General features: G+C 73.8%; 16 protein-coding genes. 6 read left to right on the top strand and 10 right to left on the bottom strand.

Annotated features, from left to right (window positions below):
- Positions 1-14 precede the first annotated feature (14 nt).
- Together MF672_RS34405 and MF672_RS34400 are read right to left on the bottom strand one after the other, a co-directional pair.
- The gene (locus tag MF672_RS34405; RefSeq protein WP_242377398.1) at positions 15-464 is read right to left on the bottom strand and encodes a hypothetical protein; all 450 of its coding nucleotides are present in this window, start codon (positions 462-464) and stop codon (positions 15-17) included.
- A 20-nt stretch (positions 465-484) separates the two neighbouring features.
- Positions 485-1,351 (bottom strand): DUF72 domain-containing protein, encoded by an 867-nt coding sequence (locus MF672_RS34400; RefSeq protein ID WP_242377396.1) that lies wholly within the window; start codon positions 1,349-1,351, stop codon positions 485-487.
- Positions 1,352-1,394: 43 nt separating this feature from the next.
- On the opposite strand from MF672_RS34400, the gene MF672_RS34395 reads away from it, so the two are divergent.
- The gene (locus MF672_RS34395) at positions 1,395-2,252 is read left to right on the top strand and encodes an NAD(+)/NADH kinase (protein WP_242377394.1); all 858 of its coding nucleotides are present in this window, start codon (positions 1,395-1,397) and stop codon (positions 2,250-2,252) included.
- Positions 2,253-2,263: 11 nt separating this feature from the next.
- On the opposite strand, the gene MF672_RS34390 is transcribed toward MF672_RS34395, so the two are convergent.
- Positions 2,264-3,844 carry a YibE/F family protein gene (locus MF672_RS34390; RefSeq protein WP_242377391.1) on the bottom strand — a complete coding sequence of 527 codons (1,581 nt, stop codon included), beginning with the start codon at positions 3,842-3,844 and terminating at the stop codon, positions 2,264-2,266.
- Positions 3,845-3,917: 73 nt separating this feature from the next.
- Between MF672_RS34390 and MF672_RS34385 the strand changes: the two genes are divergently transcribed.
- Together MF672_RS34385 and MF672_RS34380 are read left to right on the top strand one after the other, a co-directional pair.
- Positions 3,918-4,625: a DUF72 domain-containing protein gene (locus tag MF672_RS34385; RefSeq protein WP_242377389.1), complete on the top strand. Its 708-nt coding sequence runs from the start codon at positions 3,918-3,920 to the stop codon at positions 4,623-4,625.
- Positions 4,625-5,593, top strand: coding sequence for a magnesium transporter CorA family protein (locus tag MF672_RS34380; RefSeq protein WP_242377388.1), 969 nt, complete (start codon positions 4,625-4,627; stop codon positions 5,591-5,593). The genes MF672_RS34385 and MF672_RS34380 overlap by 1 nt, the downstream gene beginning before the upstream one ends.
- Here the strand turns inward: MF672_RS34380 and MF672_RS34375 are convergent.
- From MF672_RS34375 to thrS, 4 genes are all read right to left on the bottom strand, one after another.
- Positions 5,488-5,985, bottom strand: a complete 498-nt coding sequence (locus MF672_RS34375) for a DUF1850 domain-containing protein (protein ID WP_242377386.1) — start codon at positions 5,983-5,985, stop codon at positions 5,488-5,490. The two genes, MF672_RS34380 and MF672_RS34375, sit on opposite strands and share 106 nt — an antisense overlap.
- Before the next feature lie 71 nt (positions 5,986-6,056).
- Positions 6,057-7,022 (bottom strand): TAXI family TRAP transporter solute-binding subunit, encoded by a 966-nt coding sequence (locus tag MF672_RS34370; protein WP_242377385.1) that lies wholly within the window; start codon positions 7,020-7,022, stop codon positions 6,057-6,059.
- On the bottom strand, positions 7,019-9,088 hold the full coding sequence (locus tag MF672_RS34365) for a TRAP transporter permease (RefSeq protein WP_242377383.1): 2,070 nt from the start codon (positions 9,086-9,088) through the stop codon (positions 7,019-7,021). Before MF672_RS34365 ends, MF672_RS34370 begins: the two co-directional genes overlap by 4 nt.
- 124 nt (positions 9,089-9,212) lie before the next feature.
- The gene (gene thrS, locus MF672_RS34360) at positions 9,213-10,403 is read right to left on the bottom strand and encodes a threonine--tRNA ligase (RefSeq protein ID WP_302893389.1); all 1,191 of its coding nucleotides are present in this window, start codon (positions 10,401-10,403) and stop codon (positions 9,213-9,215) included.
- A gap of 202 nt (positions 10,404-10,605) precedes the next feature.
- Here thrS and MF672_RS34355 point away from each other — a divergent pair, with 202 nt between their 5' ends.
- A complete protein-coding gene (locus tag MF672_RS34355) occupies positions 10,606-11,577 on the top strand; it encodes a helix-turn-helix transcriptional regulator (protein ID WP_242377379.1) in 972 nt (323 codons plus the stop codon).
- A 27-nt stretch (positions 11,578-11,604) separates the two neighbouring features.
- On the opposite strand, the gene MF672_RS34350 is transcribed toward MF672_RS34355, so the two are convergent.
- Positions 11,605-12,180: an NADPH-dependent FMN reductase gene (locus MF672_RS34350; protein WP_242377376.1), complete on the bottom strand. Its 576-nt coding sequence runs from the start codon at positions 12,178-12,180 to the stop codon at positions 11,605-11,607.
- An 85-nt stretch (positions 12,181-12,265) separates the two neighbouring features.
- Here MF672_RS34350 and MF672_RS34345 point away from each other — a divergent pair, with 85 nt between their 5' ends.
- Positions 12,266-12,610: a winged helix-turn-helix transcriptional regulator gene (locus MF672_RS34345; RefSeq protein WP_242377374.1), complete on the top strand. Its 345-nt coding sequence runs from the start codon at positions 12,266-12,268 to the stop codon at positions 12,608-12,610.
- Between the two features lie 6 nt (positions 12,611-12,616).
- Here MF672_RS34345 and MF672_RS34340 read toward each other — a convergent pair whose 3' ends face one another.
- The gene (locus tag MF672_RS34340) at positions 12,617-13,018 is read right to left on the bottom strand and encodes an ATP-binding protein (RefSeq protein ID WP_242377372.1); all 402 of its coding nucleotides are present in this window, start codon (positions 13,016-13,018) and stop codon (positions 12,617-12,619) included.
- Between the two features lie 309 nt (positions 13,019-13,327).
- On the opposite strand from MF672_RS34340, the gene MF672_RS34335 reads away from it, so the two are divergent.
- Positions 13,328-13,795 carry an adenylyltransferase/cytidyltransferase family protein gene (locus MF672_RS34335; protein ID WP_242377370.1) on the top strand — a complete coding sequence of 156 codons (468 nt, stop codon included), beginning with the start codon at positions 13,328-13,330 and terminating at the stop codon, positions 13,793-13,795.
- A 9-nt stretch (positions 13,796-13,804) separates the two neighbouring features.
- Here the strand turns inward: MF672_RS34335 and MF672_RS34330 are convergent, their stop codons facing one another.
- Positions 13,805-14,662 (bottom strand): glycerophosphodiester phosphodiesterase, encoded by an 858-nt coding sequence (locus tag MF672_RS34330; RefSeq protein ID WP_242377368.1) that lies wholly within the window; start codon positions 14,660-14,662, stop codon positions 13,805-13,807.
- Between the last annotated feature and the right edge of the window lie 92 nt (positions 14,663-14,754).

Raw genomic sequence — 14,754 nt, 5'->3', positions numbered from 1 at the left:
GGCGGCCGGGCTGATCAAAGAGGTTCGTCGCGTGTCTCGCCCGCCACGGCGGGCGTCACGACGGGCAACACGACAGGCGCCGCCCGGGCCTCCAGAGGAACGGCCTCCGGGGTGGCCGCGTCCTGGGTGGCCGCGATGATGTCGACGGAGATCCGGGTCAGCAGCGTCACCAGGGCGAGCCCGAGCCCGCCGAGCACGAGCACGCGCACCACGACGTGGTCCGGCACCGCGCCCGCCAGCACCAGCGCGCACAGCCCGAGGTCGAGCAGGATGCCGGTGGTGACCGTCAGCGCGTACCGGCGCACCCGCCGCTTGGTCCAGAACTGCACCCCGTTGACCGGATCGGCCCTGCGGTGCGACCGCCGCTCGCCGTGCAGCCGCGCCAGGTAGCCCGAGTCCCAGACGAAGGCGAGCAGGAGCACCGGCAGGATCTGGGCGACGGTTGCGTAGAAGTCGCGCGGCATGGGAGCCTCCAGGGGCAGGGTCAGAAGAGGGTCAGCGGCTCGTCCTCCGCCGGCAGCGGCATCGGCTCGGGCAGCGGCTCCAGGCCGGGCACCCGGGCCCGGACCTCGTCGTGGAAGCGGCGGGCGAGGGCCGGCGCGTCGGCGTTGTCCGGCGTGTGCACGAAGACCGTCGGCGAGCGTCCCTCGGCCAGCCAGCCGGCGACCGTGTCCACCCACGGCCGCCAGCCCGCCACCGTCCGCTCCGTGGCGTCCCTGCCGAGGTAGCGCACGATCGGGTGGGCGGTCAGGGCCCGGGCGCGGCGCGGCACGCGCGGCTTCTTCGTCCAGGCGTCGCGCTCGGCGTCGCTGGTGGGCGGGGCGGCGAACAGGGCGGTGGTGTCGAACGGCACCCATTCGGCGTCCACGGCAGCCAGCACCCGCTCCAGCAGCCGCTCCGCGCGGGCGTCGGTGAAGAACGCCGGGTGCCGCACCTCCACCGCGTACCGGAAGGAACGCGGCATGCGGTGCAGGAAGGCCGAGAGCGCGCCCAGGTCGGCGGGCCCGAACGAGCCGGGGAGCTGCACCCAGAGCGCGTGGGCCCGCGACTCCAGCGGCTCCGCCGCCGCCAGGAGCTCCCGTACCTGCTCGTCGGCGTCCGGGCCGAGCCGGCGCTCGTGCGTGACCGTCTTGGGGAGCTTCACCACGAACCGGAAGCCCGGCGGCGTCTGCCGCGCCCACGACTCCACCGCCGCACGCGACGGGGTGGCGTAGAAGGTCGTGTTCCCCTCCACCGCGTCGCACCAGGTCGCGTACGCGCGCAGCCGCTCCCCCGCCGGGAGCTGCGGCGGCAGGAACCGGCCCGGCCACTTCGCGTGCGTCCACATCGCGCATCCCACAGCAAGCCGCATCCCTCGACGGTAGCGGAGGAAGGCCACCGCATAAGGTGGCCCCATGGGCATGGTCGGGACGGTCGGGCTGGTGTTGCACCCGCAGCGCGACTCCAAGAAGGCGATAGACACCATCCTGCGCTGGGCCGGCGGCAAGGGCGCCACCGTGCTGGGGCTGCCGGAGGAAGTGGGGCGCATCGACTGCACCGCCGTCCCGGTGGACGCCGACGCCCTGGTCGAACGGTCCGACCTGCTGGTGGGGCTCGGCGGCGACGGCACGATGCTGCGCACCATGCGGTTGCTGGCCGGGCGGCCCACGCCCATCCTGGGGGTCAACCTCGGGCGGCTGGGGTTCCTCGCCGAGATCGACGTGGACGAGCTGGCCGGCACCCTGTCGGCCATCGACGAGCACCGGTACACCATCGAGCCGCGCATGGCCATCCAGAGCCGGGTGTCGGGCGTGCAGGTGACCGCTTTCAACGACATCGCGCTGGTGCGCATCCCCGGCGACGGGCTGGCCGCGGTGTCGGTCACCCCGGCGGGGAGCGACTTCGTGCGGTTCGCGGCCGATGCCGTGATCGTGGCGACCTCCACCGGGTCCACCGCCTACAGCTTCTCCGCCGGCGGGCCGATCGTCTCGCCTCGTGTGGAGGCCGTGCTGGTGGTGCCCGCGGCGGCGCACTCGTCGTTCAACCGGGCGCTGGTGCTGCCCGCCGACGAGGAGGTGACGCTGGAGGTGCTGCCCACCAGCGGGCGGCTGGCCGTCGAGGTGGACGGGGCCGTCGTCGGGCACCTGTGCCCGGGCGACACCGTCACGGTGAGCGCCTGGCCGGGGGCCGCCAAGGTGGTGCGGCTCGGCACCACCTTCTACGAGCGGGCCCGGCGCAAGCTGCGGGTGGACGGCAGCCAGGAGGCGTACTGACCGGACCGGCGTCAGGTGCGGCGCCGGTGCCGCGACGCGCGGCGCCCGTCGAGCGGCTGCCCGTGGTTGGGTTGCCCGTCGGCGGGGCGCTGTGTGGCCGGGGTGAAGAAGCCGCCTTCCGGGACGGGAGAGTCCCGCCGCTCGGCGGCCCCGCCGCCCGGGCGGCCCGCCGGGACGTCCGCGTGGGCGGCCGGCCGCACCGGCGGAAGATCCCTCGGGCCGACCGGGCGGACCGGCGGGACGTCCACGTGGGCCTCCGTGCGGACGTCCGGGCGGGCGGCGGGGCGAGGATCAGGGCGGGCATCGGGGCGGGCGGCCGGGCGCGCCGGCGGGGCGTCCAGGCGGGCGAAGAAGTCGTCGTCGTGGTCGTGCTCGTCCGTCCGGCCGAAGAAGCCCTCGTCGCCCGGCTCGTCCGCGGCCCGCTCCGGGGCGCGCCGGGCCTGCCGGGACGCGGTCAGGGCGGCCAGCGCCGTGGTGACGGGCACGGCCGAGATGAGCCCGAGCGTGCCCGCGATGCTCCGCACGATCTCCTGGGCCACGACCGGCGTCGTCAGCACCTCGCCGAGCGGCTGCGAGCCGAGGCTGAACAGCAGCAGCAGCGGCAGCGACGCCCCCGCGTACGCCAGGATGATGGTGTTGATGACCGAGGCGATGTGCGCCCGCCCGACCCGCATCGCCGACCGGTAGAGGCGGGTGAAGCCGGCCGCGGGGTCGGCCCGGGCCAGCTCGCCCACGGTGACCGCCTGGGTGACCGTGACGTCGTCGAGCACGCCGAGCGCGCCGATGATGATCCCGGCCAGCAGCAGGCCGCGCGTGTCGATGGGCAGGCTCATGCCGACGGTGACCGCGACGTCGTCGGTGACGCCGTTGAGTTCGGTGAACCCCAGCGCCGCGTACGACAGCCCGGCGGTCAGCGCCAGCGCGGCCAGCGTGCCGAGCACGGCCATGGACGTGGCCGGTGAGAAGCCGTGCGTGAGGTAGAGCACGGCCAGCATGATCGCGGCCGAGCCGACGACGGCCACCAGGATCGGCGGCCGCCCCTCGACGATGCCGGGGATGACGAACGTCAGCAGCAGCACGAACGTCACCGCCAGCCCCGCCAGCGCGGTCAGCCCGCGCCAGCGCCCGAAGGCGATCACCGCCAGCGCGAACGCCAGCCCGAACAGCAGCAGCGGCGTCCCCCGGTCGTGGTCGGACAGCTGGTAGGCGCCGTCCGCGCCGCGCAGCAGGATCACCTCGTCGCCCGCGGCGAAGCGCTGCGCGCCGGGCCCGCTGGGCAGCCGCAGCTCGGCCTGCCGGCCCGCGTCGGCCCCTTCGCCGATCCTGACCGTGGCCTCGCCGCAGGTGGCCGGGTCGGGCTGCGGCGCGCCCTCGCTGGCCTTCGCGCAGGGGGTGAGCGTGACGCTCGTGACGGTGCCGGTGACGCGGCTGCTGCCGCCCTCCGGCGTCGGGGCGGCCTGTCCCCCGTCCGGCCACAGCCAGATCAGGGCCGCCAGCGTGACGATCGCCAGCGGCACCAGCACCGCCAGCCCGGCCATCAGCGTGCGCCGCGACAGGGGCGCGGCGGGGCCGTGCGCGTGATCAGCGCCCATCGACGTGTTGGTCCTCCTCGCCTGACGAACAGTGACAGTACTGCAAGAGCCGGGTCAGGGTAGGCGTAAAGCCATGACTTGGTGGGTGGGCACCTCGGGGTGGCAGTACAAGGACTGGCGGGGGGTGTTGTACCCGGAGGGGGTGCCGCAGCGGCTCTGGCTGGAGACGTACGCCGCCGGGTTCCCCACCGTCGAGAGCAACAACGCCTTCTACCGGCTGCCCAGGCCGGAGACGTTCGCCGCCTGGCGGGAGCGCACGCCGGACGGGTTCGTGATGGCGGTGAAGGCGAGCCGGTTCCTGACGCACATCAAGCGGCTGGAGGAGCCGGAGGAGCCGGTTCAGCGGCTGATGACGGCGGCCTCGGCGCTGAAGGAGAAGCTGGGCCCGGTGCTGTTGCAGCTGCCGCCGACGTTGCGGGCCGAGCCGGAGCGGCTGGACCGGTGCCTGGCCTGCTTCCCCGGCGGGGTGCGGGTGGCGGTGGAGCCGCGGCACGAGTCCTGGTGGTGCGACGAGGTCAGGCGGGTGCTGGAGGCGCGCGGGGCGGCGCTGTGCTGGGCGGACCGGCTGGACCGGCCGGTGGCGCCGCTCTGGCGCACGGCGGAGTGGGGTTACCTGCGGCTGCACCAGGCGGCGGACGGGTGGGAGTACGGCGAGGCGGCGCTGCTGGGGTGGGCGGCGCGGCTGCGCGAGGCGGGCTGGCCGGAGGCGTACGTGTATTTCAACAATGACCCGGGCGGCGCCGCGGTGCGCAACGCGCGGCGGTTTGCCACACTCGCCTAGTGCATACGCGTCTGTACCGGAATGGTGTCCTGGAGAAGGAAGGCTTCCCCATCGAGGAGGTCTCCGATCATGTGGCCGATCCGGACAACACGGTCTGGTTCGACCTGTGCTCGCCCGCTCCCGAGGACCTGGCGGTGATCGGGCGGGAGCTGGGGCTGCACGAGCTGGCCGTCGAGGACGTCTTCACCGGCCACCAGCGCCCGAAGGTGGACGTCTACGACAACCACCTGTTCATCACCGTGTACGGGGTGCATCTCCACCAGGCCCGCCTGGACCCGGTCGAGGTGGACGTGTTCGTCACGGCCAACGCCATGGTGACGGTCCGCGAGAGCGCCCATTTCGACATCGGCGAGGTGACCCGGCGCTGGGACGCCGCCTCCCGCCTGGCCGGGCACGGGGTGACGTTCCTGCTGCACGGCCTGCTCGACTACGTGGTGGACAGCCAGCTCGACCTGGTGCAGGACCTCGACGCGCGGGCGGAGGCGCTGGAGGAGTCGCTGTTCGAGGAGAACGTGCGCGACGGCCGGGAGCTGCAGCGCGGCATGTACGAGCTGCGCAAGAACACCACCCGGCTGCGGAAGATCGCGATGCCGATGCGCGAGGTGCTGGGCACGCTGCTGCGCCGCGACCAGGACCTCGTCGCCGACCCGGTGATGGCTCCCTACTACGAGGACGTCTACGACCACGTGCTGCGCACGACGGAGTGGGTGGCCGAGGTCCGCGACATGCTGGGCAACGCCCGCGAGACGCGCCTGGCGCAGCAGGGTTTCCGGCTCAACGAGATCATGAAGCGGATCACGAGCTGGGCGGCCATCATCGCCGTCCCCACGATGATCACCGGCTTCTACGGGCAGAACGTGCCCTATCCGGGGGCGGGCCAGTCGTGGGGGTTCTGGTTCTCGACGTTGCTGGTGGCGTTCACGTCGGTGGCGCTGTACTCGGTGTTCAAGAAGAAGGACTGGTTGTAGGGCGGCGGGCACGGCCCGCCGCGGGCGGCGCCGGGCGTGCGGGCCGGGGGCGCGGCCTCGACCCGCAGCCACATCTGGACGGCCCCGGCGGGCGGGGCGAGCGGCAGGCAGCGCCGGCCCGCGACGAGGGTGCGGCGGCCGATCGGGGTGGCCAGCAGCGACAGCTCGGTGTAGGTGGCGGGCCGGTCGAGCCACAGCACGTACCCGCCGTCGCGGGTGCGGCCGCGCGTGCCGGGCAGCGCGTAGTAGTCGAGCACTCCCCCGCTCGCGGACACGACGGCCCGCATGGTGAAGCGGCGGCCCTCGACGGTGAACACCTCGGCCGCGGGCGCGTGGTGGACCGAGTGCACGTAGGCGAGCAGGAAGCCGCCGGTGACGGGCAGCCCGGCCACGGCGGGCCGGCCGGCGGCGGACCCGCCGCCGGCCGCCAGCAGCGCGAGCGCCGCGACGAGCGCCCGCCTGGTCAGCCTTTCTCCTGGTAGTAGCGGGCCGCGCCCGGGTGCAGCTCGACGGGGGCGGTCTGCCGGCCGAGCCTGAGATCGAGCTTCCTGGCCTCGGGGTGCACGGCCGACAGCTCGGCCTTCCGCTCGAACAGGACCTTGGTGATGTCGTGGGCGAGCTGCTCGCTCATCCGGTCCGGGACGAGGAGCACGTTCGCGATGCCGACGGTCCTGATCGTGCCGCTCAGCTTGTAGACGGACAGGTCGATGTCGAGGCCGACGTACTGCGGGCCGTGCGTCCGCCGCATCTCGGCGAGGACGTCGGAGGTGTCGAGCAGCCTGATGTCGGGGCGGCTGGTGGCCAGGTCGGTGATGCCGGCGGTGGGCAGGCCGCCGACCCAGACGAACGCGTCGATGGTGCCGTCCTTGACCGCCTGGACGGCCTCGTTGATGGACAGCTGCTGCTTGCTGACGTCGGTGTCGGGGTCGAGCCCCGCGGCCTGGAGCATGCGGCGGGCGACGACCTGGGTGCCGGAGTTGGCGGGGCCGAGCGAGACGCGCTTGCCCTTGAGGTCGGCGACCTTGGCCGCCCGGACGCCGGGCGCGACGACGACGTGGGCGTAGTTGTCGTAGATGCGGGCGATGGCCTTGATCGGCTGCTTGGCGGTGAAGGTGTCCTTGCCGTTGACGGCGTCGGCGGCGGTGTCCATCTGCGAGAAGCCGATGTCGGCCTTGCCGCTCGCGAGGAGCTTGATGTTCTCCACGGAGGCCGAGGTGACCGAGGCCGTGGCCTGCGTGTCGGCGATGCCGGCCGAGAGCTGCTTGGCCAGGCCGCCGCCGTAGACGTAGTAGACGCCGGTGGTGCCGCCGGTGGCGATGGACAGGCGGTTGCCCGAGCCCGCGCCGCCGCCGCCGCAGCCCGCCACGGCCAGGACGACGGCCGCGACGGTGGCCAGGACGGTGGCGGCCAGGACTGTTGTCCGCTTCACGCTGGGTCCCTTCTCCTGCTTCTGACGAGGTGCACGGCGACGGCCGCGGCCAGCACGGCCAGGCCCGCGACGATGGGGACGGGCTCCAGGAACAGCAGCAGCACCGCGGCGGCCGCGGCGAGCAGCCGCTCCGTCGTGCCGGTGATCCCGCCGGTGGCCAGGGCGAGCGCGGCCACGGCGACGGCCGAGACCGCGGCCATGAGCAGCACGGTGCCGATCGGGCCCTGCCCGAGCAGCGCCTGGCCGTTGGGGGTCAGCACGAACGCGAACGGCACCAGGAACGCCGGCAGCGTGTACCGCCAGGTCATCATCATCGTCCGGTACGTGTTGCCGCCGGTGATGGCCGCCGCCGCGACCGCCGACAGGGCGGTGGGCGGGCTGACCTCCGACAGCACCGCGTAGTAGAAGACGAACATGTACGCCTCGGCCTGGCTGACGCCGAGCGCGGTGAGCGCGGGGCCGATGATGACGGCGGCGATGATGAAGCTGGCGGTCACCGGCACGGCCAGGCCCAGCAGCATGACGGCCAGGCCGGACATGACGGTGGTGAGGACGAGGTTGCCGGCGGCGACGTCCACGATGATCGCGCTGAGGTTCAGGCCGAGGCCGGTCTGGGTGATGACGCCGACGATGATGCCGGCCGCCGCGCACACGGCGGTGACGGGCAGCACCTCCAGCGCGCCCTTGGCCAGCGCCCGCCCGACGCGCCGCGGCCCCATGCGGTGGCGCGGGTCGAGGAACGACAGCGCCAGCGCGACGGCGGTGGCGATCACCACGGCCTGGAACGCCGACCGGTCGAGCGCCATCAGCACGATGATGAGGATCAGCGAGCTGAAGTGGTAGCCGAAGCGCAGCAGCAGGCGGCCCGCGCGGGGCGCGTCCACCTGGACGGCGCGGGTGCCGAAGCGGCGCGAGTCGATCTCGATGGCCAGGAAGATGCCGAGGTAGTACAGCAGCGTCGGGACCGTCGCGTAGAGCAGCACGTCGAGGTAGCTGACGCGCAGGTACTCGGCGATGATGAACGCGGCCGCGCCGAGGGTGGGCGGCGAGAGGATGGCGCCGATGCCGCCGGCCGCGAGGATGCCGCCGGCGGGCTCCCTCGGGTAGCCGGCGCGGCGCAGCACCGGCCAGGCGACGCTGCCGAGGCTGACGGTGGTGGCCACGCCGGAGCCGGAGACGGTGCCGAGCAGGAACCCGGCGGTGGTGACGGTGCGGCCGGGGGCGGAGCGGGAGTTGCGGAAGGCGGCGAAGCTGAGGTCGATGAAGAAGCGGCTCGCGCCGGACAGGTCGAGGACGGCGCCGTAGACCGTGAACAGGATGATGTAGCTGGCGGCGACCTGCATGGGCACGCCGAAGAAGCCCTCGGTGCCGGTGTAGAGCTGGGAGACGATCTGGGCGAGGTCGAAGCCGCGGTGGCCGATGGTCCAGCCGATCGGCAGGTAGCCGCCGTAGTAGGCGTACAGGAGGAAGACGACGCAGATGACGGCCAGCGACCGGCCGACGGTGCGGCGCACCGCCTCCAGCAGCAGCAGGGTGAGCACGAGGCCGGCGGTGACGTCGAGGGCGGTCAGGGCGGCGCCGGAGCCGCGTTCGCGGAAGGCGTCGAGGTCGGCGAGGGGGAGGACGAGCACGGCCAGCGCGGCGGCGGCGAGCAGCCAGTCGGCGACGGTCGGCCGGTCCGGCGCGCCGCTCGCCACGCCGTCCGGGGCCGGTTCGGGCGCTGGCTCGGGGGCCGGTTCGGGGGCCGGTTCGGGGGCCGGCTCAGGGGCCGTGGTGACGCCCGCCACCGGCCCCGCCTCGTCCGGACGGGGGCCGGAGCGACGGCGCCAGGGCAAGCGGGCCCCCGAGCGGTAGCAGAGGAAGACCAGCGGCAGCGCCACCGCCAGGAACGTCATCCGGTTCTGCAGCGCCTCGACCGGCCGGAACACCACCACGAGCGAGTACGCCGACAGCAGCCCGGCCACGACCCGCACGCCGAGCCCGAGCCGCCCGCCGAGCCGCCGCGCCGGCCGCTCCTGCTCGTGCGCGGCGAGCAGCTCGGCCTCGCGGTGGCTCGGCTCGGTCAAGGCGTCCTCCCCAGCACGGCATGACGGGCCACGACATGACACGCGGCGACACGCGGCGTTGCACGGACTGTACGAGCCGCGCGGTGATCGGGGAAGGGTCCGTCACCCAACTGATCGCCGGGTGTCAGGCGAACGGTCGCGATCGTGCGGCGAGCTGTTCGACCGGCACCTCCCCCGCCTGCCCGCCGTCGCGCAGCCGCACCGACGCGCCTCCGGAGGCGGCCTCGCGCGGCCCGACCACGAGCTGGTACGGCACCAGCCGGTGCGCCCTGATGCGGGCGCCGAGGCTGCCCCGGTCGGCGGGGGCCAGCTCGGCCCGCAGCCCGGCGGCCAGGCAGCGGCGCAGCAGCGCCTCGGCGGCGGGCCGCTCGGCGTCCGACAGCGGCAGCACCACGGCCTGGACGGGCGCCAGCCAGGCGGGGAACGCGCCCCCGTGCACCTCGACGAGGTGGGCGAGGAGGCGTTCGAGGCCGCCGACGACGCTGCGGTGCACCATGACGGGGCGCAGCGGCCCGCCGGACGGGCCGGTGTAGTCCAGCTCGAAGCGGCCGGGCTGGTAGAGGTCGACCTGGACGGTGGACAGGGTGCTCTCGCGGCCGGCCGGGTCGGTGATCTGGATGTCGATCTTGGGGCCGTAGAAGGCGCCCTCGCCGGGCGCCTCGTCGTGGTCGCGGCCGCGTTCGCGCAGCACCTCGCGCAGCACGGCCTCGGAGCGGGCCCACAGGGCGGGGTCGTCGACGTACTTGCCGCCCTCGCCGCGCAGCGACAGGCGGTAGCGGACCTGGCCGACGCCGAGCCGGGCGTGGGCGGTCTCGATGAGGTCGAGCGCGGCCGACACCTCGGCGGCGGCCTGCTCGGGCGGGCAGAAGACGTGGCCGTCGTTGAGCTGGATGGCGCGCACCCGGTTGAGGCCGCCGAGCACGCCGGACAGTTCGGCGCGGTACATGCCGCCCAGCTCGGCCAGGCGCAGCGGCAGGTCGCGGTGGCTGCGCTGCCGGGAGCGGTAGATGATCGCGTGGTGCGGGCACAGGCTGGGACGCAGCACGAACTCCTCGCCGCCCACGGTCATGGGCGGGAACATGTCCTCGGCGTAGTGGGCCCAGTGCCCGGATCTCTCGTAGAGCTCGCGCTTGCCGAGGACGGGTGAGCTGACGTGCTGGTAGCCGTTGCGGCGTTCGAGCTCGTGCACGTAGTCCTCGACCGCCTTGCGCAGGGCGGCGCCGGCGGGCGGCAGGTAGGGCAGGCCGGCGCCGATGAGCGGGTCGGTGCCGAAGATGCCGAGGTCGCGGCCGAGCCTGCGGTGGTCGTTCATGATCTTCCTTTCGACAGGAAGGGCGAACGACCAGCGGTCCCGGGCGTCCGCCCGGGATGCGTGGAGTCAGCGCGCCGGGACGAGGTCCGGCGTCGTCGTGGCGAGGACGTGGGCGCGCTGCATGAGGCCCACGGTAGCACCCCCGGTCAAGGTGAAAAAAATCTTCAACAAGACCTCAAGGAATGGCAAATGATATAAAGGGGCGGTGGCCGAGATCACCCTGGACGTCCGCCATCTGCGGGCGTTCGCCGAGGTCGGCTACCAGGTGGCGGGCGGCGGCGACGCCCACGGGGCGATGTCCGCGCTGCGCCGGGTGGTGCCGCTGGACGCCTACGAGTTCGTCGCGTTCGACCCCGCGACGGGCCGCCACCACAGCGTGGTCTCCGACGGCCACCGGCAGATCGACCGCGACGCGGCCGAGGAGTACGCCGGGCTGGAGGCCTACCGGCGGGCGCTGGCCACCCGCTCCCCCGTGCCGATGCCCGAGCCCTGCACCGAGCGCTACTTCCGCCGCCACCTGGCGCCCTACGGGTGGCGGGCGGGCCTGACCGCGCCGCTGTTCCTGCCCGAGGGCCGCTACACGGGCCTGCTGCACCTGGCCTCGCGCGAGGCGTTCCCCGGCCGGACGGGCGCGGTGGTGGCGGCGGTCAGCCCGCTGCTGGCGCACGTCACCGACCTCAGCCGGTGCGTGATCGACCCCGTGGGGCTGCCGGCCGGCTTCCGGGCGGTGGCCTTCGACCGGCTCGGCACCCGGCGCGAGGTGCCGGGGCGCGAGCCGTCGGCGGCGCTCTGGGACGACCCGGCGGTGGCGGCCTACGCGCGGGCGTTCATCGACTCGCGGGAGCTGGGCCGCCACGGCCTCTGGCTGGACGGGGCCGGGCGCTGGCACGAGCTGCGGCTGCTGCGCGCCGGCGTGGGGTTCCAGGGGTCGCTGCAGGGGGCGGTGGCCGGGGAGCGGCCGTGCGCGCTGCCGTACGAGCTGACCGGCCGCGAGGTGGACGTGCTGACCCGGGTGGCGGCCGGCGACTCCAACCCGCAGATCGCCGCCGCGCTGGTGCTCAGCGTGCGCACGGTGACGACGCACCTGGAGCACATCTTCGCCAAGCTCGGCTGCGACAGCCGCACCCGGCTGACCACCAAGGCCCTCGCCGAGGGTCTGTGCCGCCTGGAGGTGTGAGCGGGGCAGCCCGATCAGGCAGCGGCGTCAGGAGGCCAGGCGCATCGGCCGCAGCGCGCCGGTGAGCTTGGCCAGCTCGGCCAGCAGGGCGTCGGCGGCGGCCTCGCTCACCTCGTTGGGGCGCAGCGTGCCGTCCTCGGCCATGAACTGCTGCACGAACGGGATGTTGACCGCCTCCAGCACGGGGACCATCTTCAGCGTGCTGACCACCTGGCGCAGGCCGTTGACGGCGCGGGTGCCGCCGGAGATCCCGCCGTAGCTGACGAAGCCGGCCGCCTTGTGCTGCCACTCGTGGTGCAGGTAGTCCAGGGCGTTCTTGAGCACGGCGGTGAAGCTGTGGTTGTACTCGGGGGTCACGAACACGTAGGCGTCGCCGCGCTCGACGGTGGCGCTCCACTCCTTGGTGTGGGCGTTGACGTACTGGCGCAGGCGGGGGTGGTTCGGCTCGTCGAGGAAGGGCAGGTTCACCTCGGCCAGGTCCACCAGCTCCACCTCGAACAGGCCGGAGGCGGCGGCCCGCGCCCGGAACCACTCGGCCACGGCGGGCCCGGTCCGGCCGGGGCGGCTGCTGGCGACGATGATCTGCAGGACGGGCTTGTCCATGACTCTCCTCAGGCGGTGCGGGCGGAACGACTCGCTCAACATTATTGAGTAGCTCAACATTCCTTAGCAACTATAGGATCGAGTCGTGAGCCCACACTCCGTCTGCACGCGTTTCCACATCGCCTTAGAGCTGATCGGCGCCCGGTGGTCCGGCGCGGTGATCCACATGATCTTCAAGGGCGCCCACCGCTACGGCGACATCAAGGCCGCCATTCCCGGCATCAACGACACGATGCTCGCCCGCCGGCTGCGCGAGCTCGAGTCGGCCGGCCTCGTCGAGCGCCGCGTCCTCGCCACGTCGCCGGTGCGCGTCGAGTACCACCTGACCCCGATGGGCGAGGAGCTGCGGCCCGTCCTCGACGAGCTGGTCACCTGGGCGCACAAGTGGATCCCGCTGCCCGAGGAGGGCCACGGCCGGGCGGCCGGTTGAGCGCGCTCACACCGCGACGGCCGGCACCCCCGCCTGGACGCCCGCCTGCAGTAGCTCGAACCAGACCGTCGTCGAGCCGTTCTCGCGGGTGAAGCCCCAGCGGTGGCTGAGCGCCTCGATGAGCGGCAGGCCGCGCCCGCTGGTGGACTGCGTCCCCGTACGGCACACGCACGGCGGCCCGTCGGACCCGGCGTCCTCCACGCACACCCGCACCACCGACTGCGAGCTGGTCACGGTCACCGTGAACGAGCCGCCGGCGCCGGACCGGGTGTGGAGCACCGCGTTGGTGGCCAGCTCGCTGGTGAGCAGCACCACGTCGTCGTAGAGCGGATGGTCGCGGCCCAGCGCCTCCGTGACGATCCCCCTGGCCTTGGCCACCTGGGAGGGCGCCCCCGGGAGCTGGACCACGAGATCTCCCGCGCCTGGCGCGTCACCCCCGTTGACGCGGCGAGAGTCGGGCATCACCACGGCGACCTCCCCCATAGTCGGGCCCGAACTCGGGCGGCGTTATGAGACGCGCCGCGGGGGCCTTTAGGAGCATCGCCAAAAGGTAGTAAAGCCCTAATCGGCGCCCGATCGGCGGGAACCGGGCCGCGAATCGCCTCAGGGCGTGGCCGCCTGCGCGGTCCGCCCCGGCGACCGAGTACGCTGCGATCGACGAGTCGTCTAGGCCCAGAGGAGAGCCGTCGAGGCCGGCAGGGCAGCGTAGGAGGTCGCGTGAGCAGCCTGGAGGCCGTCTGGGTGCAGCCGTACGACCGTCCGGGGGCGGCGGTCGTGACCGGGGTCTTCGACATCCTGCACGTGGGACACGTGCGGTACCTGGGCTCCGTGGCGGCACGCGGGCTGCCGCTGGTCGTCGGCGTCGAGGACGATCCCCGCGTCCGCGCCTGGAAGGGCCCCACCCGCCCGCTCAACCCGGCTGCCGAGCGGGCCGAGGTGCTGGCCGCGCTCCGCTTCGTCGCGGGCGTCTTCATCGTGACGGGCCCGCCGGAGGCGCACGGCCCCGAGGACTACATCGACCTGCTCGCGCCGATGAGCCCCGGCGCGCTGGCCCACACGGCGGGCGACCCGCACGCGGGGGCCCGCGCGGCGGCGGCGGCGATCCTCGGCGCGGAGTGCTGGGAGCTGGAGGCCATCCCCGGCCGCTCGACCACCCGCATCGTCAACGCGGCGGGCAAGGGCTGAGCGGGCCGCTCACCTGGCCAGGATGCCGCGCAGGCGGGCGGGGCGGTCGGTCATGATGCCGTCCACGCCGTAGGAGACCAGGCGGCGCAGCACGCGCGGCCGGTCGGTGGTGCCGGCGTAGACGCGCAGGCCGCGCCCGTGCGCGCCGCGCACCTGCCGCTCGGTGAGCCCGGCGTGCGGCAGCACGAGCGCGCTGGCGTAGCCGGTGTCGGCGGGCAGCCGCGCGCCGCTCGTGCCGAGCAGGAGGATGGGCACGCCGGGCACCATGCGGTGCAGCAGCCGCATCGCCTGCCAGTCGAAGGCCTGCAGCGACAGCCGCCGCCCTTGCCACAGCGCCCGGTTGTCCTGCAGCTCGGCGGCCACCCGCCGGTCGATGCCCGGGCTGCGGGGCGAGTGCTTGATCTCCAGCAGCAGCCCGGCCCCGCCCGCGCCCAGCAGCTCCAGTGCCTGCCGCAGCGTGGGCACGCCCTCGTTGCCGAAGCGCGGGGAGAACCACGAGCCGGCGTCGAGGCGGCGGATCTCGGCCAGCGTGAAGTCGGCGACCTGCCACGGCGCGCGGCCGGGGAAGACCTGCTCGGCGTCGGTGGTGCGGGCCAGCGTCTCGTCGTGGATGAGGACGAGCTGCTGGTCCTTGGTCTGCTGGACGTCGAACTCGCACAGGTCGGCGCCGGCGGCGCGGGCCCGGGCGCAGGCGGCGATGGTGTTCTCCGGCGCGCCCCCGGAGCCGCCGCGGTGCGCGATGTTGTCCGCCCGCGGCCGCTCGGCGGGGGCGGCCAGGGCGGTCCCCGCTAGGAGAGCTGCCTGGACGGCTCCCGCGAGGAGAGCCGTCCAGGCCGCGCCGGCGGCAACGCCACAGAGGCGATACATGCGTCTCCCTCTAGCTACGGAGAGTTATGCCGGATATGCAGACAGTGCCCGTATTGGGAGCACTCATACCTGATCGTCGGAGTTTTCGTGGC

Source organism: Actinomadura luzonensis, assembly GCF_022664455.2.
GTDB classification, from domain to species: Bacteria; Actinomycetota; Actinomycetes; order Streptosporangiales; family Streptosporangiaceae; genus Nonomuraea; species Nonomuraea luzonensis.
Note: the sequence above shows the minus strand (reverse complement) of the source record. Positions and strands in the feature narration are given on the sequence as shown.